Genomic DNA, 26,192 nt, shown 5'->3' with positions numbered 1-26,192 from the left:
GAAGCCGGAATTTGGGACGAAAGATCCGGTCCGGCTCGGAAGGATCCGAGCCGGGGCCGGTAGTCGCAGGGGAAGGCTTGCCGCTTTAGGCTGCTTGCGGCGTCGAGTTGGTGGCCTCGTCAACGGCAGCGGCGATGTCGCGCATGCTGATGACCGAGACGAGGCTGTAATCGTCGATCACGGGCAAATGGCGGATGTGATGACGGTTCATCAGGTGCCGGACATGCTCGATCGTGTCCGAGGAGGTGCAGGAGACGAGCTGCTGTACCGAGACCAGCTGCGAGACCTTGACGTTGACGGCAGCCGCACCGTGCTCGGCGACGGCGCGCACCACGTCACGCTCGGTGAACATGCCGACCGCGGTATTGCCTTCCGAGCGGACCACGTCCTTCACCACCAGCGCGCTGATGTTGTTGGCGCGCATCAGCTTGGCGGCGATACCCACCGTTTCGTTCATTCGCACCGTGACAACGCGCGGCGTCTTCTTGCGCAGAATGTCTCCGACCAGCATTGCAACCTCCCTGGGTGAATGACAGGCCAAGTGTGGTATACATAATGCCAACCGTCAAGCGCTGGATTTGTCTGATCCGAAAAATCTTGCGGCAGCAATGCTGACGTTTGCCGCGCGCCAAAAAAAGAAGGGGCGCATCGCTGCGCCCCTTCTCAAGCCCTGCAAAGCGTGTTGGTGGCTTACGCCGTCTCGGTCTTGGCATTGCCTGTTGCGGTGTCAGCGCTCTCGGCTTCCTTGCCGAGGATGAAGGAGCGGCGCAGCGGCTTGATCACGAACAGCGCCATCAGCGCCGCCGTCGCGTTCAGCGCCACCGCGACCACGAACACGGCCTTCCAGCCATAGGCGGTCGAGATCACGCTAGCAAGCGGGACGAGCAGGGATGCTGTGCCCTTGGCGGTGTAGAGCATGCCGTTGTTGGTGGTCGCGAACTTCGAGCCGAAGGTGTCGCCGCAGGTCGCGGGGAATAGCGAGTAGATCTCGCCGAACACGCCGAAATAGATCGCGGTGGCGAGTACGAAGACGACGGGTACGTGACCATAGGCCGACAGCGCCAGCAGCATCACCGCCGCCGTGCCGAAGGCGATGAACATGGTGGGCTCGCGGCCGATCGTGTCGGAGACCCAGCCGAAGAAGGGACGTCCGAAACCGTCGAAGATGCGGTCGAGCGAGATCGCGAAGGTCAAAGCCGCCATCTGGAAGCCGGCGAGGGTGACCGGCGTGTCGGCGATCTTGAAGTCGTGCGCGATCGGGGCGATCTGCGCCGCGGTCATCAGGCCGCCGGAAGCGACCATGACGAAAACGAGATACATCACCCAGAAAATAGGGGTCCGCAGCACTTGCGGCGGCGTGAAGTCGATCTTGGTCTGCGGCAAATTGAGCTGCTTCTTCTTCGGCGGAATCGAGATCCGCGGCGGCTGGATGAAGAAGGCAAGCACGAACACGATCAGGCCCTGGCCGATACCGAAGGTGAGGAACGCGTGCTGATAGCCGCTCGATACGATCATACTTGCGATCGGCACGATGGTGAGCGCGGCGCCGGCGCCGAAGCCGGCGGCGGTCGCACCCGCTGCGAGGCCGCGGCGGTCGGGAAACCATTTCAGCGCGTTGCCGACGCAGGTGCCGTACACCGCGCCCGCGCCCATGCCGCCGATGATCGCGGCGGCGTAGAGCAGGGTGAGGCTATCGGCGTAGGAGTTGAGAATCCACGAGAGCGCGATCATCGCGCCGCCGAACATGACCACGATGCGCGGGCCGTATTTGTCGACGAACCAGGCTTCGACCGGCACCAGCCAGGTCTCGGTGACCACGAAGATGGTGAAAGCGAGCTGGATCGCGGCGCGTCCCCAATGATGGGCCGCATCGATCGGATCGACGAAGAGCGTCCAGCCGTATTGCAGATTGGCGATCATCGCCATGCAGACGATGCCCATCACGAGCTGGAGCCAGCGGAAACCGGTGCGAAGAGGCGCGGCCGTGACGGCGCCGTCCAAGCTGGAAATCATCAAGAACCTCCCAACGCGCTGATTAACTGCGACGTGGGATTGCAAGATGACCCAGTGTCGCAAATGTTGTGGCTTATCGTCGCAAGCGCGGCGCGGAGCTTGGTATACCATATTCCAGATTGCAAGCCTTATCTTGGCTCCCCGTCCAACAAAATGCGCGGGTTCCAGCCGCTCTCCACGGCATCGCAGTGTCTTCGCATCAAACGAAAACGCCCGGCCGTGAGGCCGGGCGTCATGCTCAGTGAACTGTGGTGGAGCGGGTCAGACGGTCGATTTCGCGACCACGACCTTGCGCCAGGGCTTGAGCAGCACGATCGCCAGCAGCGAAGCCAGGATGTTGGCGCCTGCCGCGATGATGAACACGCTGTCCCAGGTGCCCGACGACTGCTGCATGTAGTTGGCGATCGGCACCAGCAGCGCGGCGGTGCCCTTCGCGGTGTAGAGCAGGCCGGCATTGGTGGTCGCGAACTTGGCGCCGAACGTGTCGGTGCAGGTCGAGGGGAACAGCGAGTAGATCTCACCCCAGGCGAAGAACACGAAGCCCGAGAGCAGCACGAACCAGATCGGATCGTGGCCCCAGAGGTAGAGAAACCAGATGCCGATCCCTTCCATGCCGAAGGCGATGAACATCGTGTTCTCGCGGCCGATCATGTCGGAGATCCAGCCGAAGAACGGACGCGTCAGGCCGTTGAGCACGCGGTCGATCGTCGCCGCGAAGGTCACCGCCGTCATCGTCACCGCCATCAGCGTGACCGGCACGTTGTCGACCTTCCAGTCGGCCGCGATCGGCTTCAGGTTCGCCGTCACCATAAGGCCGCCGGCGCCGACGATCACGAACATGAAGTACATCAGCCAGAAGATCGGCTGACGCAGCACCTCGGTCGGCTGGTAGTTGCGCCGGGACTGGAGCAGCGCGGCATTGACCACGACGTTCGGCACCTGGCCCGATTTCGGCGCCAGCAGGAAGAAGGCGAGGATGCAGATGATGATGCCTTGCCCGAGGCCGAAATAGAGGAAGGTGGTCTGGAAGCCACTGTCCTTGATCATGGCCTGGATCGGCGCGACGGTCAGCGCAGAGCCTGCACCGAAGCCTGCGGCCGTGATGCCCGCGGCAAGACCGCGCTTGTCCGGAAACCACTTCAGCGCGTTGCCGACGCAGGTGCCGTAGACGCCGCCGGCGCCGATGCCTGCGATGATCATGCCGAGATAATAGCCGTTGAGCGTTGTCGCCTGCGCGTTGATCGCCCAGCCGATGGCACAGAGCACGCCGCCGACCAGCACCACGATACGCGGGCCGTATTTATCGACGAACCAACCTTCGACCGGCACGAGCCAGGTCTCGAACAAAACGAACAGGGTGAAGGCCCATTGGATCGAGGCGCGATCCCAGCCGAACTTCTTCTGGATGTCGGGGACGAAGAACGTCCAGCCGTATTGATAGTTGGCGATCATCACCATCGCGCCTACGCCGATGGCCAATTGCGCCCAGCGATAAGCATCGCTGACGCGCGCGGCACTTGGAGCCGCTGTTGACTGCACCATGTCCGTCATTAAAACCCTCCCGAACGCGCTGATCATTTTTATGCATGCGCTGCCCGCATCCTGGTATTCATTATGCCAAGATTCAAGCAGAGGACTGGAGGTGCGGCGAAATATCGCGGGAGTCGTTCACATGCGCGATGGCCGAGGAATTGTAAAGCCCAAAACGCTGCGGCGTAACCGCGACGGCGGCGACCGGGTCAATTCAACAGATTGATTCCGTGACAGATTTTCGTATTTGCGCAAGCCGCAAAGAACTGCCTGCAAACCCGCTCCGCTCGGACTTTTAGGCTGCCGATGGGGGCGTGTGCCGCTCGCGCGGCCCGAGGCGCGGACGTTCGGTGACCGCCCATTTCCTGGAATTCTTTATTCCAGAAGCCTAGTGCGGAGAGATTCGGCCTTCGCTTTTCGGCGCGGATTGCGCCGGCGGCGCGCCTCGCGCCATCGACGTGCGCAGGCGGCTGTAGCCTTCCTGGATCGCGGACCAGAACAGGGCGACCAGACCGAGCGCCATGATCGTGCTGACGAGGCCGTTGGAGAAAAACACCCCGAGCGACCCCTGTGAGCCCAGCAGCGACTGGCGGAAGGCTTCCTCCGCCTTGTCGCCGAGCACGATGGCGAGCACCAGCGGTGCGAGCGGGTAGTTGCACTTCTTCAGGAGATAGCCGAGCACGCCGAACACCAGCATCAGCATCACATCGAAGGTGCTGTTGTGCACGGAATAGGCGCCGATCGCGCAGAGCACCATGATGAGCGGCGCGATGATGCCGAAGGGCACGCGGAGGATCGCGGCGAAGATCGGCACGCAGGTGAGCACGACGACGAGGCCGGCGAGATTGCCGAGATACATCGACGCGATCAGGCCCCAGACAAATTCCTTCTGCTCGACGAACAGCATGGGGCCCGGCTGCAGGCCCCAGATCAACAAGCCGCCTAGCAGGACGGCGGCAGTCGGGGAGCCCGGCACTCCGAGCGACAGCATCGGCAGCAGCGCCGAGGTGCCCGCGGCATGTGCGGCCGTCTCCGGCGCGATCACGCCCTCGATCTCGCCCCTGCCGAAATTGTTGCCGCGCCGCGCCAGACGCTTGGCGATGCCGTAGCTCATGAAGGATGCCGGCGTAGCACCAGCGGGCGTGATGCCCATCCAGCACCCGATCAGGCAGGAGCGCAGCGAGGTCATCCAGTAGGAGGGTAATTCCCGCCAGGTCTGAAGCACGACCCGAAGGTTGATGGTGGCACTGCCGCCGCGGAAAGCCAGCCCTTCCTCCATGGTCAGCAGGATCTCGCCAATGCCGAACAGGCCGATCACGGCGATCAGGAAGTCGAATCCGTTGAGCAGTTCGGTGACGCCGAAGGTCAGCCGCAACTGTCCCGTGATCGAGTCGAGGCCGACCGCCGCGAGCGCAAAGCCCACCATCATCGCCGCGATGGTCTTGAACGGCGGCTCCTTGCTGAGGCCGACGAAGCTGCAGAAGGCGAGGAAGTACACCGCGAACTTCTCCGCCGGACCAAATCGCAGCGCAAAGCCCGCGACGAGCGGCGCAACCAGCGTGATCATGATGACGGCAAACAATGCGCCCACGAAGGAGGAGGTGAAGGCGGCGGTCAGGGCTTCGCCGGGCTTGCCCTGTTGCGCCATCGGATAGCCGTCGAAGGTGGTCGCCACGGACCAGGGCTCGCCGGGTATGTTGAACAGGATCGAGGTGATGGCGCCGCCGAACAATGCGCCCCAATAGATGCAGGACAGCATGATGATCGCCGATGTCGGCGGCATGCTGAAGGTCAGGGGAAGGAGGATCGCCACGCCGTTGGCGCCGCCGAGTCCCGGAAGCACGCCGATGATGACACCGAGCGTGATGCCGATGATCATCAGCATGATGTTGTAGGGCTGCAGGGCGACCGCGAAGCCGTGAAACAGATTGGCCAACTCTTCCATATCGATACGTCCTGCAGCAGTAACGGATGGCGGCGCAGCTCTTACAGACCGAGCCATTCCTCGAACGGACCCTTGGGCAGCGGGACCAGGAACCAGCGCTCGAAAACAAGATAGGTCAGCACCGGCATGCCGATCGCCACTGCGATGGTCGTCAGCCAGCGATAGCCGCCGAGCCAGCGCATGAACCAGGCGATGAAGACCATCGAGGCGACGTAGAGGCCGATGAACGGCATCGAGCCGACATAGATCGCGGTGGGCACGACGACGCTCATGACCTGGCGAAGCTGTCCCCATGTTGCGAACAGCCGGCCGTCACCGTCGCGTCGGGCGCTCCAGAGGTTGATGGCGCTTGCGCCGACGATGGTGGCGCCAACATAGAAGGGGAAGAAGCCGGCACGCGGGCCTTCCGCGCCCCAGTTGATGCCGGCCTTCAGGCTGCCGAAGATCACGACCAGGCCGAAGGCGCCGATCAATAGCGCGATGCCGATTTCCAGCGTCTTGTGTGCGGGGCCGGATTCGGATCCGGATTGTTCAGTCATGTGACCTCCAGGCGGACGCAGTCTTTCGCGGTCGCGGCAGACGGGAGGACGCGTAGCGTCCTCAGCCGTCGTCGATGTCGCGGGTCAGTTTCCCGACCCGAGGAAGCCGGCTTCCTTCATCAAGCCTTGGTGGCGCTTCTCCTCGGCCTCGACCCACTTCGCGTATTCTGCTCCGGTCAGGAATGTCGTGTTGAAGGCGCCGTTCTTCATGAAATCCTGCCATTCCGGCGTGGCGCGGACCTTCTTGAACAGCTCGACGTAGTATTCGATCTGATCCTTCGTGGCCTTGGGCGACATGAAGATGCCGCGCAGCATGAGATATTCCATCGCCAGGCCCTGCGACTTGCAGGTCGGAATATCCTTCCAGGCCTTGCCCTCGGCGATCGGCTCGTCATAGGCCATCGGCTGGGCGTCGAAGACGCAGAGCGGACGGAGCTTGCCGCCGCGCCATTGCGCGACCGCCTCGATCGGATTGTTGACGGTCGAATCGACGTGGTTGCCGACGAGCTGAACGGCAACTTCGCCGCCGCCCTTGTACGGGATGTAGGTGAACTTCGAGTCGATCGCCTTCTCGATGCCGACCGTGATGATCTGGTCTTCCTGCTTGGAGCCGGTGCCGCCCATCTTGAATGAGCCGGGCGGCGCCTTCTTCACGGCGTCGACGTAGTCCTTGACGGTGTTGTACGGCTTCTCTGCATTCACCCAGAGCACGAATTCATCGAGCGCCAGCATCGCCACCGGGCTCAAATCCTTCCAGTTGAACGGAATCCCCGTTGCCAGCGGTGTCGTGAACAGGTTCGACAGCGTGATGATGATCTTGTGAGGATTGCCCGACGACGTCTTCACATCCAGGAAGCCTTCGCCGCCTGCGCCGCCGGCCTTGTTGATGACGACCAGCGGCTGCTTCATCAGATTGTGCTTGGTAACGATGCCCTGGATGGTGCGCGCCATCTGATCGGCGCCGCCGCCGGTGCCCGCGGGCACGATGAACTCGACTGGACGGACCGGCTCCCAGGCAGCACGGCTTGCAGTGCTGTTGGCGCACGACATCGCGATTGCCGCCAAAGCGACATTCAGAACGAATGGCTTCATGTTTCTCTCCCTGTCGAACCTCGAACGCAGCCGCTCTTTGTCGACTTGCGTCAGCCCATCTCGATTCACCTGCCCTGGGGTCACCCTTGCGGTCGATCTCCCACGGCAGTCCCGATAGAAACTCTATGAGCAGGGACAACGCGCGGCATCCGCTCCTTTCGGCTAAGGCTCCGCCGGGGTTCGCGGCACGCGTCTCCCCTCGGCCGTTCCCGTCCCGCGCTGTGTTTCCCCGCCTTACACCTTTGATTGTGAAACCGTTCTTGGTTCCCGAATGGTATGCGAGATGCCAGCGGCCAAACAATCGGATCGGCGGGTCACGTCGGCGGACCAATCGTCGCAGATGCGGTCGCGAGCGGGGCGAGGACGAAAAAACAAAATGGCCCCGACATGCGGGGCCATTTGATCAAACGCAGCGTATGCGGGGTTTGCCAGCCCGCCGTTCGGCGGGGGCGGGCAAGGCCTTTTTTACAGGCCGAAACGCGGCAGGTCGCCGTTGTGATTCGAAATCTCGGCGCTCGCCATCAGGAGGCTGTCGATCGCGGCCATCAGGCGGGCGAACAGCGAGGAGGAGGGGGCGAGAGCAACGGAAGCGGTCTTGGACATCGGAAATCCCTTTCTTGAGAACAGTCAATCTTGCTGTCTCATTTCGAAGGGCAATTTATGTATACCAGATGCCAGTGTCCATGCTCTTGTTTGCATAGCAGCACGCAACCTCTCGCATTGCAGCATAATGCCGGGTTAACGGGGGGCATTTCGGACATAAAGTTGCCGGCGCGGCGGGAAGGCGGGTCTTTTCATCGCCTAAAGACGGGAAAAGCGGGCTGAAACGTCCGGCTGGAAGCGGAAATCTCGCAACAATCGACGCCAGGTTCTAGCCGCACTGCAACGGGCAAGCCCTTGGCACGGCCATGCAAAGCGGCTAGTGGTCCGCCCCCTTATCCAATCAACTTCAGAGTGGTTCATGTCGAGCGCCTCGCCCGCCGTCTCGATCGGCATCGATTTTGGGACCAGCAATACGGTCGTCGCGCTCGCGGCGGACGATCGCCGGGTCGAGGCCATTCGCTTCGATCACGGCGGTCAGCGCCACAGCGTCTATGTGTCGGCGTTGTGCTTCTGGGAGGACCGGCCGGGAGCCGGCGCCCAGGCCGAGGGCGGGCCTTGGGCGATCGAACAATTTCTCGAAGGACGCCACGTCTACCGCTTCCTCCAATCGTTCAAGACCTTTGCGGCGAGCAGCAGCTTCAACACCACCCAGGTGTTCCGGCAGCGCTACAAGTTCGAGGATATCTTGGCGGCGTTCCTGCGGACGCTGGCGCGCCGTGGCGGGGACCGGTTCGGCTTCGAGGCCGCAAACATCACGGTCGGCCGCCCCGTCCGCTTTGCCGGCGGCAATCCCGACGAGGCGTTGGCGATGCAGCGCTACCGGGCCGCGTTCGACCGTCTCGGCGCCGGCCACGCCCGCTACGTCTACGAGCCCGTGGGCGCGGCGTTCTCCTTCGCCCGCCGGCTGGAGCGCGATGCCACCGTGCTGGTCGCGGATTTCGGCGGCGGCACCAGCGATTTCTCCGTGATGCGTTTCTCGCGTGCAGGCGGCAGCCTGCGCGCCGAGCCGCTGGGACACGCCGGCATCGGCATCGCCGGCGACACGTTCGATTACCGTATCGTCGATCATGTCGTCTCGCCGCGCCTCGGCAAGGGCTCCAGCTTCCGCTCATTCGACAAGGTGCTGCCGGTCCCCAGCGGCCACTACACCAACCTCGCGCGCTGGCATCAGCTCGCGATGATGAAGAGCAACGGCGATCTGCGCGAGCTCCGCGAGCTTGCGCGCACCGCGCTGAAGCCGGCTCTGCTCGAGGACTTCATCACCATCGTCGATCTCGACCTCGGCTTTGCGCTGTACCGCGCGGTGTCCGACGCCAAGGTGGCGCTGTCGGCTCAGGACCAGGTGGACTTCCGCTTCAAAGGCGGCGGCGTCGACATCGGCGCGGCCATCACACGGAAGAATTTCGAATCCTGGATCGCCGACGACATCGCCCGGTTGGGAGCCACCGTCGACAAGGTGCTGGGCGAGGCCCGCATCACCGCGCGCGAGGTGGAGAAGGTGTTCTTGACCGGCGGCACGTCCTTCGTGCCCGCCGTCCGAAAGCTGTTCGCCGAGCGGTTCGGCAACGAACGGCTGATGTCGGGCGACCAGTTCGAGTCGATCGCGTACGGGCTGGCGCTGATCGGACATAGTCCTGATCCGGGCCGATGGACGGCGAGTGGCGGGATCGAGCCGAGGACAGGCGCGTAACAATCGTTCGCAATCAGTCGGATCTGCTTCACTGGCAACCGCAGTTGGGCTGTGTAGATATCTGCAGACTCGATGTGAGTTGTTCTCTCGGAAACTTCCTCATTCTCCGTCATTGCGAGCGCAGCGAAGCAATCCAGAGTCCCTCCGCAGAACGATTCTGGATTGCTTCGCTGCGCTCGCAATGACGACGTGGGTAGATCCGCGCGTCCCATCGAACAGTGCCGTAGGGTGGGCAAAGTCGCGGAGCGCCGTGCCCACCATCTTTCCGGGTTGAGAGAGCATTGGTGGGTACGCTGCGCTTTGCCCACCCTACAATACTCATGTCGTCGCTATTGGTTGATCTCCGGCTCGACGAGCCGGGCCAGGTTGCGTAGCGATTCCTGCCAGCCGAGATAACAGGCCTCCGGCGGGATCACGTCGGGGATGCCGGCCTGCGTGATGTCGAGTTCGGTGCCGACCGAGACCTTCTTCAAGACCACGGTCACCTCGATCAGGCCCGGCAAATTGGGATCGTCGAACTTGTCGGTGTAGCGGATGCGTTCGCCGGGCACGAGCTCGACATATTCACCGCCGAACGAATGGCCGTTGCCTGTGGTGAAATTCCGGAACGACATCTTGAACGTGCCGCCGACCTTGGGCTCGAAATGATGCACGGTGCAGGTGAAGCCGTTCGGCGGAAGCCATTTCGCCATCGCATCGGCCTCTAGGAAGGCGCGATAGACTTTCTCCGGGCTGGTGGCCAGGACGCGGTGCAGGCGGATCGTGCTGGGCATGGTTGTTATCCTCAGTGATTGATGGGCCCGAGTTTGGCGTCTATGGCCCATTCATGTCACGAGGACGACGGGGAAGCTGCCGATCCGACAAGCGTCTCGGATTTTTTTGGTCGAGTCTTGTTCGGCCGGTTGCTAAGCATGATGGGATGAGGCTTGATCGCCGCCGCGACGGAGGTGCTTCGCCTCTCCCGCTTGCGGGAGAGGCCGACGCGCTCGCAGAGCGCGGCGGGTGAGGGCTCTTGCCACCCAGGGACAGCCTCCACATTTCTCGACAATCCCGCCGCGGAGATATCCCCACGCCAGCCCTCCCCAGCAGGCGGGAGAGGGAGCCGAGTCCCGACGCCGAAGCATCATTCGCACCATATGCGATTGCCCTCCCTTTTTGCGGGCAGTTTGCCTCAACGCCAATAGCGGCGAAGGTGTGCCCACGTACAAGCTGAGCCACAATTCCGCTATCGTTCCTCGTTCAACTCCTGCGCGAAATCAGGGGGCTTCCGTTGCGCAGCACGCTCTGGGCTTTCGTCATCACGCTCTGTTGTCTTGGATCGCCCGCGGACGCCGCAGGCATTCAGCTCCTGGAGTCCGATCCAACGTTGTCGGGCGCGATCTGGTATCCCTGCGCGGCGGAGCCGACGCATGTGGCGCTTGGCAGGCTTTCGGTGCCCACAGTCGATTGGCTGGAGGGAGCGAAGGACTGTCCCGTCACGGGGACCAAACTGCCGCTGGTTATCATCTCCCATGGAAATAGCGGCTACTTCGCCCTTCACCTCGACATCATAGAAGCGCTGGCAAACGCCGGCTTCATCGTCGCAGCGATCAACCATCCCGGCAACAACACCAACGACATGTCGGCCCGTGGGATGTCCGTCTGGGCATCGCGTCCAGCACATTTGGTTCGACTGCTGGATTTCATGCTGCAAGAGTGGAAGGACAAGGCTGCCATCGATCCCGCCAGGGTAGGCCTCTTTGGCTTCTCTTTAGGGGGCTTCACCGGATTGGTTCTGGTCGGCGGTCAGCCCGATTTTCGCAGGTTTGCCCCCAATTGTAAGCAAGAGAACAAATCGACGGTCTGCGAGCAACTGCGCGCTGGCGAGATTCCTCCCGTCCCGCCACACGATGCCCGGATCAAGGCCGCAGTGATCGTCGATCCTGCTGTGAGTTTTTCATTCACACCCGAAAATCTGGCGGGCATCGGAATCCCGCTGCAGGTCTGGCGATCCGAACTAGGGGGAGGGGGCGTCAATGCGACCGGCGTCGCATACGTAACCCGTAGTCTGCCGGGCAAGCCTGATATTCACGTCGTTGGGGCCGGTCACTACGCATTTCTGCCACCCTGCACGACGGAGCTCGCAGCATTGAGGCCGCAGGTGTGCTCGGATCCTGAAGGCTTTGATCGGGTGGCCTTTCACCGCGAGTTCGACGCGGCTGTAGTGAAGTTCTTCCGTGAGCAGTTCGCTGGCGGCGATCACTGAGCATTGAGTTCAGGGAGGCGAGGGTGAGACGACTTGGCTGTGTGATGGGTGTGCTTGGGCTTCTGCTGTCTCCGGCCGCGGCCGATCCCGCGCTGTCGGGCCTCGTTCGCGAAGATCGGCTGATCCCGGTCACGCGCGCCGATGGCAGTCAGGTCAAGCTTGAAACCATGATCATTCGCCCGGACCGGCCCGGGCGCTTTCCGCTGGTTCTGCTGATTCACGGTACAAATCCTGCCACCGGGCAAGCGTTTCGCGCAGCCGCAGCGCGACAATCGCCGGTCGATCTTCTCAATGCTGCCGTCGCGTTTGCACAGCATGGTTATGCCGCCGCATCGATCATGCGTCGGGGTTTCGGTCGTTCAGAGGGACCGTTTGCCGAGGCACTTTCCGGACCATGCGATGATCGGGACTATCTAGCCGTTGGGCGGATCGCGGCTGAAGACGTCACCGGCGCTGTTGCCACGCTTCGTGGTGAGCCCTGGGTCGAGCCCGATCGGGTCCTGCTAATGGGACATTCGACGGGAGGCTTTGCGGTGACGGCCGCGGCGGCAAGCAATCCTGCCGGCGTCATCGGCGTCCTCAATTTCGAGGGGGCTCACGGCTCGGTCCCGGGTCGTACGTGCAGCCCGGACCATCTCGTGGCGGACGCCGGCATCTTTGGCCGCGCGGCGCGAATTCCGGCGCTGTGGGTCTATTCGGAGAACGATCAGAATGCTCCGCCGGCGTTGGGCCGTCGCATGTTCGATGCTTACGTCTCCTCCGGCGCACCGGCGCAGTTTCAGATCTTGCCGCCCTTCGGTGTCGATGGGCATGCCATGGTGCCGATGGGTCCCGCCGACATCTGGTGGCCTGCGGTGGAGAACTTCCTGAACCGGTTGCGGCTGCCGACCTCGCTGGTTGTCGAATTGCCTCCACCCGCCGCCATTCCGGCGCCGACGCCCCTCAACGCTGCGTGCACGATCTATTTCGATGCTTATGTGAAGGCGTGGACCGACATCAAGGCATATGCCTGGAATCGGGAAGGTCATTGTTCGTCAATTACCTCCAACCAGCGAACGGTCGACGACGCGAAGACCGAGGCGATGCGCCAATGCGTGGCCGCATGGAAAGAATGCTCGCTCTATGCGGTCGGACAGACGCTGGCGCCCGGTTAGCATTCGAAAAGAAAGTGCCGCCGAAACGGCGGCCCTTGATCGATGTGAACCGCCTACTCCGCGGCCTGCTTCTGCGGCAGGCCGTCCTGACGGGAACACCTCGCCGTCGTCAACGCGCCTTTCCAGTTCTGGCGATCGCAGTTCGGCGCCTCCCGGCTGTCGGGAACGGTTCGGGCACGTCGCGCGTCGCGGAGGGGCTGCCCGGCAAGCCTGACATTCACGTCGTGCCGGCCGGGCACTTTGCATTTCTCGCGCTTTGCTCGCCCCAGCTTGCAGCGGCAGTCCCACGCATCTGCACCGACGTGCCCGCGGGATTTGACCGCGCAACATTTCATCGCGAGTTCAACGCGACCTTAGTGAAGTTCTTTCGCGAGCAGTTCGGAGAACGTTGAGCGTTATGATAGGGAGGATGGGCATCGTCGAGCAAGCAGCGCCTGACAAGCCAATCGGGCCGCTCATCATGAAATTGCTTGAAGGCTCCATGCCTCGAAAGGAGCCGATCGAGCGCTCGTCGTATTCGACGCTGGAACCGTTAGACAAATTTCCCAGGTGGCTAGCGTTCTTTTTGGCTGGCGGCGCCGAGCCCGGGCGGCCGAGGCGATAGTGTTTCAAGAACAATGCCGTGCGGCAAGAACGACTTGAGTAAGAAATCCTGATCATTGCAGCGACAATTGCTGTCGTTCTCCGATCATTCAGGGGCCGGATTGCGGCTTCCGTTGCGCAGCACGCTTTTGGCTCTTGGTCGTTGCGCTCACGGTGCGGCGGCCGAAAGCTTGTACCCGCGGTTCCCTATTGGTGCTGCACCAGCGCGAGTCCTCGAACGCGTGAAACTTTTGCCAGAGTCGGAGCTTGCAACTATATCTGGCCAAAGCCTTGTAAGTGACCATGACGGGGTATACGTTGTGTCTGTTCGTTCAGCCGCTGTGCCTTGTTGAATGCGCCCGCGGGCTCCTTTTTCCAGAGACATCGACGAATTGAATTTTTCTGCGTGACGATCACGCGGAACGTGCGCGTGTGCGCTTTGGAGAAGAACATGACAACAGGTACAGTGAAGTGGTTCAACGGCCAAAAGGGCTTTGGATTCATTCAACCCGACGACGGCGGCAATGATGTGTTCGTTCACGTCAGCGCGGTCGAGCGGGCTGGTCTTGCGGGTCTCGCCGAGGGCCAAAAGGTCAACTTCGAGCTCAAGACCGACAAGATGCGGGGCAAGGTCAGCGCAGAGAATCTCTCGCTGGCCTAAGGGCCCTGGCGCCGTTTCACGGATGTACTGAAACGGCCACGCTACCCGCTCGATCCCCGGATTGAGCGGGTTTTGTCCGTTGTCGGGTAGGTGAACAATGAGGGCCAAGAGGTCGGCTGAACCGTCGCCCGAAGCTATTGCGCGGTCCAATCGTCAACGTTTGGCCGCTGAAGAAGGCGCGCGAGCCATGGCGGATGCCGAAAAGCAGGCCGTCGACGTTCGCAAGAATATGGCGCGGCTTCGAGAACTGCGCGAAGCCAAGGAGGCGGCTGAGGCCGCCCTACAAGCATCGTTGCCGGCGCCTGCAAAGGCCAAGCGCAACAAGAAGCTGCCGCGATAGTCGACTCCATTGTGCCGACGACATCTGGAGAGGACCGGTCACATGCAAAGGATGCGGGTCATGCCTCAAGTTAAATCGGACAGCGGTGGAACCATCACCTTCTTTCTCGCGCTTGGTGCGGGCCGGCAGATGTGCCGACTGGCCACCACGTTTCAGACGCAGAAGCAGGCCTTCAGCTATCTTCAGAAATATCGGACGGAGTTCGAGCGCATCGCGCGGACGCGGCTCGCTTCGGGAGAGCTCGAAGACGGGGTCGTCGTGCTCTCGATGCTCTAAAGCATGATGAGACGGGAATCGTCGTCGCGCTTCAGGTTATTGTTCAAGCATCATCTCTTTGGAGAACCGCTTCACGCTGGTTCACAACGCTACTATTCGGAGTGGCTCTTGCGCTTGGCCTCGCGGGCTAATCGCTCCGCTTTCAGTCGTTCGCGATTCTCGTGGAAGGATTGCTGGTCCTTCGCATAGTCACTCATCGGTTTTTGGGTTTTGACGGGCTTGAACGCCTTGTTGGCTTCGCGCTTTGCGCGATCAGAGGATTGATCTCTCAACATTTCGACCTCGATTTGATCAACAAGCGTGGTCCGGACGGCAGCTGAATGCCACGTCTCCGGCGCCTACGCTGACGGGGATAGACACCCTCCGGGCGAGACGGCGGCCAAGTCTTCAGCGTTGGACAGATCTCGTGCGAGGCGCGCAGTCACTCGCTGGAAGGAGGCGCGCCCGCACTTCCGAGAGCGCACCGGTCAGGGGAATAACCGTGGGTCATCGTATCGGTTCCTCCAGACCAATCTTAATTCAACGTCGGCTGGTCGAACATTCCCCGGGGTTCAACGCCAGACGGTGCAGCTGCTCGGCGAAGCGTTCTGGACATTCGCAGTGTCGTTTCAGACGATGGCAAACGGCTGGTGAAGGGCGCAAGCTCTTTGCCGAGCCTGACATCCGTATCTGTGGACGATGGCATAATACCCCTGTTTTGCCCGACGCGTCAAAGGGAATTTCGTAAAATCAGCAATCCCTTTTAGCCCAAGGAGTTAGCTACTGTGCATGGGGTTGTTTTTCGACTTTTTAGTTGGGGGCCGGTGATGGCAGGTGTTCTCATGCAAAAAGGGCCGCCTCGACAGGCGGCCCCTTTGTCTCGCGTCAGAGTGCTTCCACTTACTCAGCGGCCTGCTTCTGCGGCGGATCGAGGGCGCCGGACTTGTGGATATCGGCGACCTGGTGGTCGCTGAAGCCGAGCACCGAGCGCAGGATCTCGTCGGTGTGCTCGCCGAGCAGCGGGGAACGCTGCACGTCGCTCGGGCTATCCGACAGCTTGATCGGGTTGCCGACCGAGATGTACTTGCCGCGGGTCGGGTGATCGACCTCGACGACGGTGCCGGTCGCGCGCAGCGACTGATCCTCGGCGATCTCCTTCATCGACAGGATCGGGCCGCAGGGGATGTCGTCCTTGTTGAGGATCTCCATCGCCTCGAACTTGGTCTTGGTCATCGTCCACTGTTCGATGCGCGCGAAGATCTCGTTCAGGCGCGGCAGGCGGGCCGGGGGCTTGGCGTAGTTCGGATCGGTCTTCCAGGTGGGTTCGCCGATCACGTCGCAGATCTTCTCCCAGACCGGGGCCTGGGTGATGAAGTAGATGTAGGCGTTGGGATCGGTCTCCCAGCCCTTGCACTTCAGGATGCGGCCGGGCTGGCCACCGCCGGAATCGTTGCCGGCGCGCGGCACGGCATCCCCGAACGGAATGCCTTCGCCGAACTGGCTGTATTCCTTGAGCGGGCCGTGGGCGAGGCGCTGCTGGTCGCGCAGCTTGACGCGGGCGAGGTTGAGCACGCCGTCCTGCATCGCGGCGGTGACCTTCTGGCCCTTGCCCGAATGCGTGCGCTGATAGAGCGCCGTGACGATGCCGAGCGCCAGATGCAGGCCGGTGCCGGAATCTCCGATCTGCGCGCCGGTGACGAGCGGCAGGCCATCGCGGAAGCCGGTAGTGGAGGCGGCGCCGCCGGTGCACTGCGCGACGTTCTCATAGACCTTGCAGTCTTCGTAGGGGCCGGGACCGAAGCCCTTGATCGAGGCGACGATCATCTTGGGGTTGATCGCCTGGATCTTCTCCCAGGGGAAGCCCATGCGGTCGAGCACGCCGGGGCCGAAGTTTTCCACCAGCACGTCGCACTTCTTGATCAACTCGGTGAGGACTTCCTTGCCCTTGGGGTTCTTGGTGTCGAGCGTGATCGAGCGCTTGTTGTGGTTGAGCATGGTGAAATACAGGCTGTCCACGTTCGGGATGTCCTGCAGCTGACCGCGGGTGATGTCACCCACGCCCGGACGTTCCACCTTGATCACGTCGGCGCCGAACCAGGCCAGCAACTGCGTGCAGGTCGGTCCGGACTGGACGTGGGTGAAATCGAGAATGCGAACGCCCTTGAGCGCTTTAGTCATCGTATTGCTCCTGTTACCACTCTGTTTCCGTCATGCCCGCGAAGGCGGGCATCCAGTATTCGCTGTCGTTTCGGTTGGGCTCAGTGCTCGCCACAATGGATGGTCCGGCGAATACTGGATTCCCCGCCTGGGCGGGGAATGACCCGGAGTTACTTCTTCTTCTGCAGAACGCTCTGCGGATTGAGGTTGCCGATGCGGCCGCTCTCCGAGCCCGCGGCCGGATCGATCACCGCGTTGATGAGCGTCGGCTTGCCGGAGGTCATGGCGTCGTTGACCGCGCGCTTCAGTTCATCCGGCGAGGTCGCGTTTACGCCGACGCCGCCAAAAGCTTCCATCATCTTGTCGTAGCGCGCGCCCTTGACGAACACCGTCGTCGCCGGATCCGAGTTGGCGCCGTTGACGTCGGTGCCGCGATAGATGCCGTCATTGTTGAAGATGACGACGCAGATCGGAAGGTTGTAGCGGCAGATGGTCTCGACCTCCATGCCGGAGAAGCCGAACGCGCTGTCGCCTTCCACTGCGAGCACGGGATGGCCGGTCTCGAGGGCTGCCGCGATCGCTTGGCCCATGCCGATGCCCATCACGCCCCAGGTGCCGACGTCGAGACGCTTGCGCGGGCGGTACATGTCGATGACGCCGCGGGCGAGGTCGAGCGTGTTGGCCCCCTCGTTGACGAGGATCGCCTCGGGGTGATCTTTGATGACATTCTTCAGCACGCCGAGCGCGCCGTGATAGTCCATCGGCGACTTGTTGTTCATGAGCTTCGGCGCCATCTTGGCGATGTTCTCTTCGCGCTTGGATGTAATCGCCTTGGTCCATTCGGCCGGCGGGGCGGTCCAGCCTGCGCCCATCGCCTGGTTGAAGGCGGAGACGACCGAGCCGATGTCGCCGACGACGGGCGCGACGATCTCGACGTTGGAGTCCATTTCCTTCGGCTCGATGTCGACCTGGATGAACTTCTTCGGCGCTTCGCCCCAGCTCTTGCCCTTGCCGTGCGAGAGCAGCCAGTTCAGCCGCGCGCCGATCAGCATGACGACGTCGGACTCTTTCAGCACCGTCGAGCGGGCCGCGCCGGCACATTGCGGATGCGTGTCGGGGAGCAGGCCCTTGGCCATGCTCATGGGCAGGAAGGGCACGCCGCTCTTCTCGACGAAGTTTTTGATTTCTTCATCGGCCTGCGCGTAGGCCGCGCCCTTGCCGAGGATGATGAGCGGACGCTTTGCGCTCTTCAGCACGTCGAGCGCACGCTTGACCGAAGCGGGCGAGGGGATCTGCGCGGGCGCCGCGTCGATCACCTTGACCAGCGACTTCTGGCCGGCATCGGCGTTCATCACCTGGCCGAACAGTTTTGCCGGCAGGTCGAGATAGACGCCGCCCGGACGGCCCGAGACTGCGGCGCGGATGGCGCGGGCAAAGCCGATGCCGATATCCTGAGCGTGCAGCACGCGATAGGCCGCCTTGCACAGCGGCTTCGCGATCGCGAGCTGATCCATTTCCTCGTAGTCGCCCTGCTGGAGGTCGACGATCTCGCGCTCCGACGAGCCCGAGACCAGGATCATCGGGTAGCAGTTGGTGGTGGCGTGCGCGAGCGCGGTGAGACCGTTGAGGAAGCCCGGCGCGGAGACGGTAAGGCAGACGCCGGGCTTCTTGGTGAGGTAGCCGGCAATGCCTGCGGCGTAACCGGCGTTCTGCTCGTGACGGAAGGAGATCACGCGAATACCGGCGGCCTGCGCCATGCGGCCCAAATCCGTGATCGGGATGCCCGGCACATTATAGATGGTGTTGATGCCGTTCAGCTTGAGCGCGTCGATGACGAGATGGAAGCCATCCGTCAGTTCCTGCTCGGTGCCCGGTGCTTCGGACTTGGTCGCGGTATTCAGCATGGGCCTTGTCTCCCTGGTCTCAAGGTAGTGGGGCGAGTTGTTCGCCCTTCTGGTGAACGTTGCTAAGTGAACAGTTCCTGGCCATGCGCCTCGACGTAAGCGGCAAGGCCAAGGGTGTGATCGCGGGCGCGCTTCTCGGCGAGCTCGGTGTCGCGCGCTTCCAGCGCTTCGATGATGCCGAGATGCTCGGGCAGGGAGGTCGCGGTGCGGTCCTTGCGGCCGATGGTCAGCTGCCGGTAGCCGCGCACGTGCAACAACAGGTCGTTGGTGAGATCGACCAGCACGGGGGATTCCGACAGCGAGATCAGCGCCTGGTGGAAGGCGATGTTGGCGCGCGAATATTCCTCGACGTGATCCTCGGGCAGACGGTCCTTGCCGAAGTCCTTGAAGAAGTCGCGCAGCGCCGTGATGTCCTTCTTGCGTGCGGTGGTGGTGATGAGGCGCGCGGCCATGCTCTCCAGCGCCGCCCAGGCGCGGATCATGTCGACGATCTCGCTCTTGGTCCTGCGCACCACCATGATGCCGCGGCGTGGCACCGTCTTCACGAATCCGTCCTGCTCGAGCATCGCGATCGCTTCGCGGATCGGGGTGCGGCTGACGCCCAGCCGTTCGGACAGCGCGCGCTCGTCGAGCATCACCGGCTCGGGCGTCGAGTAGATGTCCATCTTGAGGATGGCTTCCTTCAAGGCGTCATACGCCTTGTTCTTGAAGCTGCTCTCCGGGGCAATACGAACGATTGCGATGTCTGCCTCGGCCATGTTCGGCAACGCCTTGGTTGGTTTCCGTTGTGACACGACGAATCTCCTCCAGTGGGAGTCGTCTTTTACAGGAATATTTATGGGAAAGTTTTTGGCATACCACATGCCAGAATGTCAAGCTGGCTATTTTTTGCGGCGTTCTAAGCTGTGCACTGGCTTGACAAGTTGGCTTCTGGCATACCAAATGCCATCGCCAGCCATTTTTGATCCAAGCCGGCGGAGTAGTCTTGGGGCTTATGCCACTCCGTTCCGCCGCATGGAACAGAGCGCGGCGAATGGCAAGCATCACGGGCAGCCGCTAACCACGCGCGCGCTTTGCAAAGAACGAACTAAGGTCAAGGGAGAACCCACATGTCCAATTCCAAAGATGCCGTCCGCAAGGTGCTTGACCAGGTCAAGGCGGACAACCGCACCAGCCTGACGGCCCCGGAAGGCAAGCTGGTCTGCGACGCCTACGGCATTCCGGTGCCGAAGGAGGGCGTGGCCAAGTCGGCGGGCGAAGCCGGCAAGATGGCCGCCGCGATGGGCTTCCCGGTCGTGATGAAGATCGTCTCGCCGGACATTCTCCACAAGACCGAAGCCGGCGGCGTCATCGTCGGCCTCAAGACGGCCGAGGAGGCCGAGAAGGCCTACGAGACCATTCTCGGTAACGCCAAGAAGTATAAGTCCGATGCCAAGATCGAAGGCGTCCAGGTGCAGCAGATGCTGGCCGGCGGGACCGAAGTCATCGTTGGCTCGATCACCGACGGCTCGTTCGGCAAGCTGGTCGCCTTCGGCCTCGGCGGCGTGCTGGTCGAGGTCCTCAAGGACATTACCTTCCGCCTCGCGCCCGCGACCAAGGAAGACGCGCTGTCGATGCTCGATGGCATCCAGGCGCATGAGATCCTGAAGGGCGTGCGTGGCAGCGAGCCGGTGAACCGCACGGCGCTCGCCGACGTCATCGTCAAGGTCTCGCAGCTCGTCACCGATTTCCCTGAAATCGTCGAGCTCGACCTCAACCCTGTGTTCGCGACCCCGAAGGGCGCAACCGCCGCCGACGTCCGTATCGTCGTCGACTTCGCTTATGTGCCCAAGCCGAAGCCGCGCCCGACCGAAGAGATCGTCGCGGCGATGAACCGCATCATGCAGCCGAAGGCGGTCGCCGTGATCGGCGCCTCCGCGGAGGACGGCAAGATCGGCAATTCCGTGATGAAGAACCTCATCAACGGCGGTTACAAGGGCGAGATCATTCCGATCCATCCCAAGGCCGCCGAGATCCTTGGCTACAAGGCCTACAAGAGCGTCAAGGACGTGCCCGGCGTGATCGACGTCGCGGTGTTCGCGATCCCTGCAAAGTTCGTCGCCGCCGCGCTGACGGAATGCGGCGAGAAGAAAATCCCGGGTGCGGTGCTGATCCCGTCAGGCTTTGCGGAAGCTGGCGCGCCCGAGCTCCAGGCCGAGATCGTCGAAGTCGGCAAGAAGTACGACATCCGCCTGATGGGGCCGAACATCTACGGCTTCTACTACACCCCGGCCAATCTCTGCGCGACCTTCTGCACGGCCTATGACGTCAAGGGCCACGCGGCGCTGTCGTCGCAGTCGGGCGGCATCGGCATGGCCATCATCGGCTTCTCGCGCTCGGCCAAGATGGGCGTCTCGGCGATCGTCGGCCTCGGCAACAAGTCCGATATCGACGAGGACGATCTGCTCGCCTTCTTCGAGCAGGACCCGAACACCAATTTGATCGCGCAGCACTGCGAAGACCTCAAGGACGGCCGTGCCTTCGCGGAAGCCGCAAAACGCGTCTCCAAGAAGAAGCCGGTCGTCGTGCTCAAGGCCGGCCGCACCTCGGCCGGCGCGAAGGCGGCGTCCTCGCACACCGGCGCGCTCGCCGGTAACGACCGGATCTACGAGGACGTGTTCAAGCAGTCCGGCGTGATCCGCGCCCGCTCGCTGCGCCAGCTGCTCGAATTCGCCCGCGGCGTGCCGGTGCTGCCGACGCCGAAGGGCGAGAACGTGCTCATTATCACCGGCGCGGGCGGCTCCGGCGTGCTGCTGTCGGACTCCTGCGTCGACAACGGCCTGTCGCTGATGTCGATGCCGCCGGACCTCGATGCGGCCTTCCGCAAGTTCATCCCGCCGTTCGGCGCGGCCGGAAATCCTGTGGATATCACCGGCGGCGAGCCGCCGATCACCTATGTCAACACGGTCAAGCTCGGCCTGTCGGATGAGCGCATCCACGCGCTGATCCTCGGCTACTGGCACACCATCGTCACCCCGCCGATGGTGTTCGCCCGCAACATGGTCGAGGTGAAGAAGGAGATGGAGGCCAAGGGTTTTGTGAAGCCCATGGTCGCCTCGCTGGCCGGCGACGTCGAAGTCGAGGAAGCCGCCGAATATCTCTACCAGCACGGCATCCCGGCCTATGCCTATTCGACTGAGCTGCCGGTCGAGGTGTTGGGCGCCAAGTACAAGTGGGCGCGCGGGGCAGGGCTGCTCTGAGCTTGCGTTCGCCTCTCCCCGCTTGCGGGGAGAGGCCGAATTCGAGCAAGGCTCGAATTCGGGTGAGGGGGACTCTCCGCGAGTCTAACTCTCACCGTGTTTGCGGAGATAGCCCCTCACCCCGACCCTCTCAGCGCGAGCGAAGCTCGTCGCAGCCCCGTAAGAACGGGGAGAGGGAGAAGAGGCGGCTCGCGTCTTGTCTGATTGGCAAATGCAGGTTGCGATGAGCAAGAACGTGATCCGGCGCAAATCGCTCGAAACACGATCGGCATCGGAGGCCGACCGCGACGGTGGCGTGCAGTCCGTTGACCGCGCGCTGTCGATCCTCGAAACGCTGGCCGAGGACGACGAAGGCTATCGCCTCAGCGATCTCGCGATCCGTACCGGTCTGTCGGCCTCCACCGTGCACCGCCTGCTGGCGACGCTGGAAAGCCGACGCTTCGTGCAGTTCGACCGCGCCGAATCCAAATGGCATGTCGGCGTGCGCAGTTTCACGGTCGGCGCGAGCTTCGCGCGGCGGCGTAATTTCTCCACGCAAGCGATCCCTTACTTGCGCAAGCTGCGCGATCTCACCCGCGAGACCGCCAATCTCGCCGTCGTCGACGACGAATTCATCATCGTGCTGACTCGGATGGAAAGCCGCGAGATCATGCGCTCGCTGACCCAGGTCGGCGGCCGCGTCCCCATGGTAACCTCCGGCGTCGGCAAGGCGGTGCTTGCGACCTATTCCGACGAGGACGTCGGCGCCGTCATCCGCCACCACGGCATGCCCCGCCTGACCGAGAAGTCGATCGTGCGGCCGAGCGACCTGTTTCGAGAGCTCGAAAAGATCCGCAAGCAGGGCTACGCGCTCGACGATGAAGAGGCCTGCATGGGCCTGCGCTGTGTTGCCGCAGTCGTCTACAATGACTGCGCCGAGCCGCTCGCAGCGATTTCGGTCTCCGGCATGACCAGCCGGTTGACTGACCAGAGGTTGCCGGAAATCGGGCAAATCGTGCGGGAGGTCGCCGCCGAACTAACGGTTGCGCTCGGCGGGGTGGTCCCGACGCCCCACTAACGGGGACCACCGGGGGATGTCACTGGACAGCATCGGCCGTTTTGGCTGATATGCGACCAAACGACACAATGCGGCAAACGTCCGCACGAGCCTGGAGATGCCCCCATGTTTCAATTCCCCGCGCGCCTTGTCGGCGCAGCCGTCGCGCTGACCCTCGCGGCAGCCAATCCGGCTTTTGCCCAGCAGCTCGAGCTCAAGCTGATGGCGCCGGCGGCACCGGGCGGGGGCTGGGACCAGACCGCGCGCTCGATGCAGCAGGCGCTGGTCGCCTCGGGCGTCGCGCGCAGCGTGCAGGTCACCAACGTTCCCGGCGCGGGTGGCAGCGTCGGCATCGCCCAGTTCGTCAACGGCGCCAAGGGCGACGGCAACCAGATGATGGTCAACGGCTTCGTCATGGTGGGCGCGCTCGCCATGAACAAGTCGCCGGTCACACTGGACCAGGTGACGCCGATCGCGCGCCTCACCGAGGAGATCCAGGTGATCGTGGTGCCCGCGAATTCGCCGATCAAGACTGGGCAGGATCTGGCTGCTGCGGTGAAGGCCGATATCGCCAAGGTGACCTTTGCCGGCGGCTCGGCCGGCGGCGTCGACCATGTCATGGCGGCGATGTTCGCCGGCGCCGTCGGCGCCGACGCGAAGAAGATCAACTACATCCCGTTCTCCGGCGGCGGCGAGTCGCTCGCCGCCATTCTCGGCGGCAAGGTCACCGCTGGCATTTCCGGGCTGAGCGAATATGAAGGGCAGATCAAGTCCGGCAAGCTGCGCGCGATCGGCGTGACTTCGGAGAAGCGCATCGCCGGCAGCGACATCCCGACTTTCAAGGAGCAGGGCATCGACCTCGTGATCGCCAATTGGCGTTCGGTGGTCGCGCCTCCCGGCATCACGCCGGAGCAGCGCAAGACTTTGAGCGATGCGGTCGAGAAGATGGTGAAGTCGGACGCCTGGAAGGAGATCCTCAAGCAGAAGGGCTGGGAGGACGCCTATCTCGGCGGCGATGCCTTTGCCGACTTCCTGAAAAAGGAAACGGTGCGCGTCACCGACGTGCTGAAATCGGTCGGCCTCGTCAAGTCATGACCTCAGGCGATCCCGTCAAGCCGGCGCGGCGCGTCGATCGCGCCGGCCTCGTCATCGCTGCATTGCTGGCGGCGCTCGCCGCGGTCCTGGTCTGGGACGCGCGCGGCCTGCCATCCGCCGCGATGTACGGGATGGGGCCCGAAGCGATGCCGGTCGTGGTCGCCTCCGGCCTCGCGCTGCTTGCGATCGGCAATTTCATCGACGCGTTGCGCGGTAATTTGCCGGCGCGCGAGAGCTCCGATCCCGTGCCGGTGGTCTTAATCCTCATTGGTCTTGCGCTTCTGATCGCCATCATCGGCTTCGGCGGCGGCTTCATCCTGGCGACGTCGGCGCTGTTCGTGACGACCTCGGCGGCCTTCGGGCGCCGTGCCATCCTCGTCGATTCCATCATCGCTCTCGTGATGTCGACCCTCATTTATCTCGCGTTCGACCGGCTGCTGACGCTGAGCCTTCCGGCCGGCCCCCTGGAGCGACTGCTGTGATGGACACTTTTGCCGCGCTGGCGCATGGCATGGCGGTCGCCGTCCAGCCGATGAATTTGCTTTATGCGCTGATCGGCGTCTTCCTCGGCACGGCCGTGGGCGTGCTGCCCGGCATCGGCCCGGCGTTGACGGTCGCACTGCTGCTGCCGGTGACCTACAAGCTCGATCCCGGCGGCTCGTTGATCATGTTCGCCGGCATCTACTATGGCGGCATGTATGGCGGCTCGACCACCGCGATCCTCATCAACACGCCCGGCGAGAGCGCCTCGATGGCGACGGCGCTCGAAGGCAACAAGATGGCCAAGACCGGTCGCGGCGGGCCGGCGCTTGCGACCTCCGCGATCGGCTCCTTCGTCGCCGGCACCATTGCCACCATCGGGCTGGCGTTCCTCGCGCCTTGGCTGGTCGATTTCGCCGTGCGCTTCGGCCCGGAGGATTACTTCGCGCTGATGTGCGTCGCCTTTGTCACGGTGTCGGCGACCTTCGGCGATTCCCCGATCCGCGGCCTGACCAGCCTGTTCATCGGCCTCACGCTCGGTCTCGTCGGCATCGACAAGCTGACCGGTCAGGCGCGGCTTGCGTTCGGCGTCCCCGAGCTGCTCGACGGCGTCGAGGTGACGACGCTTGCGGTCGGCCTGTTCGCGGTGGGCGAGGCGCTCTACGTTGCATCGCGCCGCCACCACACCGAGGAGAAGCTCGAGGCGGTGCGCGGCTCGCTGTGGATGACGAAGCAGGATTGGAAGCGCTCGTGGAAAGCGTGGCTGCGCGGCACCATGTTCGGCTTCCCGATCGGCGCATTGCCCGCGGGCGGTGCGGAGATTCCGACCTTCCTGTCCTATTCCACCGAGAAGCGGCTCACGAAACATCCGGAAGAGTTCGGCAAGGGCGCGATCGAAGGCGTCGCGGGACCGGAAGCCGCGAACAATGCCTCCGCCGCCGGCACGCTGGTGCCGCTGCTCACGCTCGGGCTGCCGACGTCGGCGACGGCCGCGATGATGCTGGCGGGTTTCCAGCAATACGGCCTCAACCCGGGGCCGCTGCTGTTCGCGGAGCGGCCGGACCTGGTGTGGGGCCTGATTGCCAGCCTGTTCATCGCCAACGCGATGCTGCTTGTGCTCAATCTGCCTCTGGTCGGCCTGTGGGTGCGGCTGCTCGCGATCCCGCAGCCGTGGCTCTATGCCGGCATCCTCGTGTTCGCGACCATGGGCACCATCGCGGCAAAGCCGTCGGTGGTCGAATTGTCGATGCTGGCCGGCTTCGGCGTGCTCGGCTTCCTGATGCGCCGGTTCGATTTTCCGATCGCGCCCGTCGTCGTCGGCCTGATCCTCGGCCCGATCGCCGAGAGCCAATTGCGCAGGGCGCTCGCGATCAGCCTCGGCGATCCCATGGCGCTGGTTCAGAGCCCGATCTCGGCGACCCTGCTTGGCGTCGCGCTGATCGCGCTGCTGGCGCCCTTCGTGCTGAAGGGACTCGGGCGGTTCAAGGCGAACGAGGACTAGGGCGTGTACTGATAAAGTAATGTCGGCTCCGAGGGCCGAGCGGGAATTTTCTGATCGACCAGAGCATTACCGCTGGTGACCCTGGCTGTGTGAAAAGCCACGAGTCGGCTACGATTCCGCCGTTTCCTGGT

26 protein-coding genes are annotated in these 26,192 nt (G+C 63.0%); 14 read left to right on the top strand and 12 right to left on the bottom strand.

The annotated features are described in order from the left end of the window. Positions 1-85: 85 nt before the first annotated feature. The 3 genes from AAE027_RS00130 to oxlT (AAE027_RS00120) form a co-directional block, all read right to left on the bottom strand. On the bottom strand, positions 86-511 hold the full coding sequence (locus AAE027_RS00130; RefSeq protein ID WP_091892232.1) for a CBS domain-containing protein: 426 nt from the start codon (positions 509-511) through the stop codon (positions 86-88). 179 nt (positions 512-690) lie between these two features. Next, positions 691-2,013, bottom strand: coding sequence for an oxalate/formate MFS antiporter (gene oxlT, locus AAE027_RS00125; protein WP_370990844.1), 1,323 nt, complete (start codon positions 2,011-2,013; stop codon positions 691-693). A 261-nt stretch (positions 2,014-2,274) separates the two neighbouring features. After that, entirely contained in the window at positions 2,275-3,564 is a 1,290-nt protein-coding gene (gene oxlT, locus AAE027_RS00120) for an oxalate/formate MFS antiporter (RefSeq protein ID WP_091892236.1), read from the bottom strand. On the opposite strand from oxlT (AAE027_RS00120), the gene AAE027_RS00115 reads away from it, so the two are divergent. Next, positions 3,554-3,769, top strand: coding sequence for a hypothetical protein (locus AAE027_RS00115; protein ID WP_370990845.1), 216 nt, complete (start codon positions 3,554-3,556; stop codon positions 3,767-3,769). The genes oxlT (AAE027_RS00120) and AAE027_RS00115 overlap by 11 nt on opposite strands. 162 nt (positions 3,770-3,931) lie before the next feature. On the opposite strand, the gene AAE027_RS00110 is transcribed toward AAE027_RS00115, so the two are convergent. The 4 genes from AAE027_RS00110 to AAE027_RS00095 form a co-directional block, all read right to left on the bottom strand. Further along, complete coding sequence (locus AAE027_RS00110; protein ID WP_370990846.1) at positions 3,932-5,488, bottom strand: tripartite tricarboxylate transporter permease; 1,557 nt, start codon at positions 5,486-5,488, stop codon at positions 3,932-3,934. Between the two features lie 41 nt (positions 5,489-5,529). Next, positions 5,530-6,027, bottom strand: a complete 498-nt coding sequence (locus AAE027_RS00105) for a tripartite tricarboxylate transporter TctB family protein (RefSeq protein ID WP_091892240.1) — start codon at positions 6,025-6,027, stop codon at positions 5,530-5,532. Positions 6,028-6,111: 84 nt separating this feature from the next. Next, complete coding sequence (locus AAE027_RS00100; RefSeq protein ID WP_091892242.1) at positions 6,112-7,119, bottom strand: Bug family tripartite tricarboxylate transporter substrate binding protein; 1,008 nt, start codon at positions 7,117-7,119, stop codon at positions 6,112-6,114. Between the two features lie 465 nt (positions 7,120-7,584). Further along, positions 7,585-7,722: a hypothetical protein gene (locus AAE027_RS00095; protein ID WP_164934547.1), complete on the bottom strand. Its 138-nt coding sequence runs from the start codon at positions 7,720-7,722 to the stop codon at positions 7,585-7,587. Positions 7,723-8,080: 358 nt separating this feature from the next. Between AAE027_RS00095 and AAE027_RS00090 the strand changes: the two genes are divergently transcribed. After that, on the top strand, positions 8,081-9,412 hold the full coding sequence (locus AAE027_RS00090; protein ID WP_370990847.1) for an Hsp70 family protein: 1,332 nt from the start codon (positions 8,081-8,083) through the stop codon (positions 9,410-9,412). A 329-nt stretch (positions 9,413-9,741) separates the two neighbouring features. Here the strand turns inward: AAE027_RS00090 and AAE027_RS00085 are convergent, their stop codons facing one another. Continuing rightward, positions 9,742-10,185 carry an SRPBCC family protein gene (locus AAE027_RS00085; protein WP_091892246.1) on the bottom strand — a complete coding sequence of 148 codons (444 nt, stop codon included), beginning with the start codon at positions 10,183-10,185 and terminating at the stop codon, positions 9,742-9,744. Between the two features lie 497 nt (positions 10,186-10,682). On the opposite strand from AAE027_RS00085, the gene AAE027_RS00080 reads away from it, so the two are divergent. The 7 genes from AAE027_RS00080 (at position 10,683) to AAE027_RS00050 (ending at position 14,670) form a co-directional block, all read left to right on the top strand. Next, positions 10,683-11,657, top strand: a complete 975-nt coding sequence (locus AAE027_RS00080; RefSeq protein ID WP_370990848.1) for an alpha/beta hydrolase family protein — start codon at positions 10,683-10,685, stop codon at positions 11,655-11,657. A 23-nt stretch (positions 11,658-11,680) separates the two neighbouring features. Beyond that, entirely contained in the window at positions 11,681-12,811 is a 1,131-nt protein-coding gene (locus tag AAE027_RS00075) for an alpha/beta hydrolase family protein (protein WP_370990849.1), read from the top strand. A gap of 35 nt (positions 12,812-12,846) precedes the next feature. After that, positions 12,847-13,203, top strand: coding sequence for an alpha/beta hydrolase (locus tag AAE027_RS00070; RefSeq protein WP_370990850.1), 357 nt, complete (start codon positions 12,847-12,849; stop codon positions 13,201-13,203). Between the two features lie 17 nt (positions 13,204-13,220). Continuing rightward, positions 13,221-13,415, top strand: a complete 195-nt coding sequence (locus tag AAE027_RS00065; protein WP_370990851.1) for a hypothetical protein — start codon at positions 13,221-13,223, stop codon at positions 13,413-13,415. A 429-nt stretch (positions 13,416-13,844) separates the two neighbouring features. Then, positions 13,845-14,054, top strand: coding sequence for a cold-shock protein (locus AAE027_RS00060; RefSeq protein ID WP_091892417.1), 210 nt, complete (start codon positions 13,845-13,847; stop codon positions 14,052-14,054). 97 nt (positions 14,055-14,151) lie between these two features. Beyond that, complete coding sequence (locus tag AAE027_RS00055) at positions 14,152-14,394, top strand: transcriptional regulator (protein ID WP_370990852.1); 243 nt, start codon at positions 14,152-14,154, stop codon at positions 14,392-14,394. 51 nt (positions 14,395-14,445) lie between these two features. Beyond that, positions 14,446-14,670 carry a hypothetical protein gene (locus AAE027_RS00050; RefSeq protein ID WP_370990861.1) on the top strand — a complete coding sequence of 75 codons (225 nt, stop codon included), beginning with the start codon at positions 14,446-14,448 and terminating at the stop codon, positions 14,668-14,670. Between the two features lie 92 nt (positions 14,671-14,762). On the opposite strand, the gene AAE027_RS00045 is transcribed toward AAE027_RS00050, so the two are convergent. The 4 genes from AAE027_RS00045 to AAE027_RS00030 all read right to left on the bottom strand — a co-directional run bounded on the left by AAE027_RS00045 (position 14,763) and on the right by AAE027_RS00030 (position 19,468). Then, positions 14,763-14,945 carry a hypothetical protein gene (locus AAE027_RS00045; protein WP_370990853.1) on the bottom strand — a complete coding sequence of 61 codons (183 nt, stop codon included), beginning with the start codon at positions 14,943-14,945 and terminating at the stop codon, positions 14,763-14,765. A gap of 604 nt (positions 14,946-15,549) precedes the next feature. Then, a complete protein-coding gene (frc, locus tag AAE027_RS00040; protein ID WP_370990854.1) occupies positions 15,550-16,827 on the bottom strand; it encodes a formyl-CoA transferase in 1,278 nt (425 codons plus the stop codon). Positions 16,828-16,976: 149 nt separating this feature from the next. Next, a complete protein-coding gene (gene oxc / locus AAE027_RS00035) occupies positions 16,977-18,710 on the bottom strand; it encodes an oxalyl-CoA decarboxylase (protein ID WP_370990855.1) in 1,734 nt (577 codons plus the stop codon). Between the two features lie 62 nt (positions 18,711-18,772). Then, positions 18,773-19,468, bottom strand: a complete 696-nt coding sequence (locus AAE027_RS00030; RefSeq protein WP_162250091.1) for a GntR family transcriptional regulator — start codon at positions 19,466-19,468, stop codon at positions 18,773-18,775. 351 nt (positions 19,469-19,819) lie between these two features. Between AAE027_RS00030 and AAE027_RS00025 the strand changes: the two genes are divergently transcribed. From AAE027_RS00025 to AAE027_RS00005, 5 genes are all read left to right on the top strand, one after another. Next, positions 19,820-21,949, top strand: coding sequence for an acetate--CoA ligase family protein (locus AAE027_RS00025; RefSeq protein ID WP_128934898.1), 2,130 nt, complete (start codon positions 19,820-19,822; stop codon positions 21,947-21,949). 223 nt (positions 21,950-22,172) lie between these two features. Then, positions 22,173-23,006: an IclR family transcriptional regulator gene (locus AAE027_RS00020; RefSeq protein WP_370990857.1), complete on the top strand. Its 834-nt coding sequence runs from the start codon at positions 22,173-22,175 to the stop codon at positions 23,004-23,006. Between the two features lie 105 nt (positions 23,007-23,111). Further along, complete coding sequence (locus AAE027_RS00015) at positions 23,112-24,080, top strand: Bug family tripartite tricarboxylate transporter substrate binding protein (protein WP_370990858.1); 969 nt, start codon at positions 23,112-23,114, stop codon at positions 24,078-24,080. Further along, positions 24,077-24,562 carry a tripartite tricarboxylate transporter TctB family protein gene (locus AAE027_RS00010; protein WP_370990859.1) on the top strand — a complete coding sequence of 162 codons (486 nt, stop codon included), beginning with the start codon at positions 24,077-24,079 and terminating at the stop codon, positions 24,560-24,562. The genes AAE027_RS00015 and AAE027_RS00010 overlap by 4 nt, the downstream gene beginning before the upstream one ends. Then, positions 24,562-26,061, top strand: a complete 1,500-nt coding sequence (locus AAE027_RS00005) for a tripartite tricarboxylate transporter permease (protein ID WP_370990860.1) — start codon at positions 24,562-24,564, stop codon at positions 26,059-26,061. Before AAE027_RS00010 ends, AAE027_RS00005 begins: the two co-directional genes overlap by 1 nt. The last annotated feature ends 131 nt before the right edge of the window (positions 26,062-26,192 follow it).

The organism is Bradyrhizobium sp. DN3, from assembly GCF_041357655.1.
In the GTDB taxonomy this organism is placed as follows: Bacteria; Pseudomonadota; Alphaproteobacteria; order Rhizobiales; family Xanthobacteraceae; genus Bradyrhizobium.
Note: the sequence above shows the minus strand (reverse complement) of the source record. Positions and strands in the feature narration are given on the sequence as shown.

Excerpts from the sequence above, each read along its gene's own strand:
- AAE027_RS00130 (WP_091892232.1), bottom strand. The coding sequence starts at position 511 with ATGCTGGTCGGAGACATTCTGCGCAAGAAGACGCCGCGCGTTGTCACG.
- oxlT (WP_370990844.1), bottom strand. The coding sequence starts at position 2,013 with ATGATTTCCAGCTTGGACGGCGCCGTCACGGCCGCGCCTCTTCGCACC.
- AAE027_RS00115 (WP_370990845.1), top strand. The coding sequence starts at position 3,554 with ATGTCCGTCATTAAAACCCTCCCGAACGCGCTGATCATTTTTATGCAT.
- oxlT (WP_091892236.1), bottom strand. The coding sequence starts at position 3,564 with ATGACGGACATGGTGCAGTCAACAGCGGCTCCAAGTGCCGCGCGCGTC.
- AAE027_RS00110 (WP_370990846.1), bottom strand. The coding sequence starts at position 5,488 with ATGGAAGAGTTGGCCAATCTGTTTCACGGCTTCGCGGTCGCCCTGCAG.
- AAE027_RS00105 (WP_091892240.1), bottom strand. The coding sequence starts at position 6,027 with ATGACTGAACAATCCGGATCCGAATCCGGCCCCGCACACAAGACGCTG.
- AAE027_RS00100 (WP_091892242.1), bottom strand. The coding sequence starts at position 7,119 with ATGAAGCCATTCGTTCTGAATGTCGCTTTGGCGGCAATCGCGATGTCG.
- AAE027_RS00095 (WP_164934547.1), bottom strand. The coding sequence starts at position 7,722 with ATGTCCAAGACCGCTTCCGTTGCTCTCGCCCCCTCCTCCTCGCTGTTC.
- AAE027_RS00090 (WP_370990847.1), top strand. The coding sequence starts at position 8,081 with ATGTCGAGCGCCTCGCCCGCCGTCTCGATCGGCATCGATTTTGGGACC.
- AAE027_RS00085 (WP_091892246.1), bottom strand. The coding sequence starts at position 10,185 with ATGCCCAGCACGATCCGCCTGCACCGCGTCCTGGCCACCAGCCCGGAG.
- AAE027_RS00065 (WP_370990851.1), top strand. The coding sequence starts at position 13,221 with ATGGGCATCGTCGAGCAAGCAGCGCCTGACAAGCCAATCGGGCCGCTC.
- AAE027_RS00060 (WP_091892417.1), top strand. The coding sequence starts at position 13,845 with ATGACAACAGGTACAGTGAAGTGGTTCAACGGCCAAAAGGGCTTTGGA.
- AAE027_RS00055 (WP_370990852.1), top strand. The coding sequence starts at position 14,152 with ATGAGGGCCAAGAGGTCGGCTGAACCGTCGCCCGAAGCTATTGCGCGG.
- AAE027_RS00050 (WP_370990861.1), top strand. The coding sequence starts at position 14,446 with ATGCGGGTCATGCCTCAAGTTAAATCGGACAGCGGTGGAACCATCACC.
- AAE027_RS00045 (WP_370990853.1), bottom strand. The coding sequence starts at position 14,945 with ATGTTGAGAGATCAATCCTCTGATCGCGCAAAGCGCGAAGCCAACAAG.
- frc (WP_370990854.1), bottom strand. The coding sequence starts at position 16,827 with ATGACTAAAGCGCTCAAGGGCGTTCGCATTCTCGATTTCACCCACGTC.
- oxc (WP_370990855.1), bottom strand. The coding sequence starts at position 18,710 with ATGCTGAATACCGCGACCAAGTCCGAAGCACCGGGCACCGAGCAGGAA.
- AAE027_RS00030 (WP_162250091.1), bottom strand. The coding sequence starts at position 19,468 with ATGGCCGAGGCAGACATCGCAATCGTTCGTATTGCCCCGGAGAGCAGC.
- AAE027_RS00025 (WP_128934898.1), top strand. The coding sequence starts at position 19,820 with ATGTCCAATTCCAAAGATGCCGTCCGCAAGGTGCTTGACCAGGTCAAG.
- AAE027_RS00020 (WP_370990857.1), top strand. The coding sequence starts at position 22,173 with ATGAGCAAGAACGTGATCCGGCGCAAATCGCTCGAAACACGATCGGCA.
- AAE027_RS00015 (WP_370990858.1), top strand. The coding sequence starts at position 23,112 with ATGTTTCAATTCCCCGCGCGCCTTGTCGGCGCAGCCGTCGCGCTGACC.
- AAE027_RS00010 (WP_370990859.1), top strand. The coding sequence starts at position 24,077 with ATGACCTCAGGCGATCCCGTCAAGCCGGCGCGGCGCGTCGATCGCGCC.
- AAE027_RS00005 (WP_370990860.1), top strand. The coding sequence starts at position 24,562 with ATGGACACTTTTGCCGCGCTGGCGCATGGCATGGCGGTCGCCGTCCAG.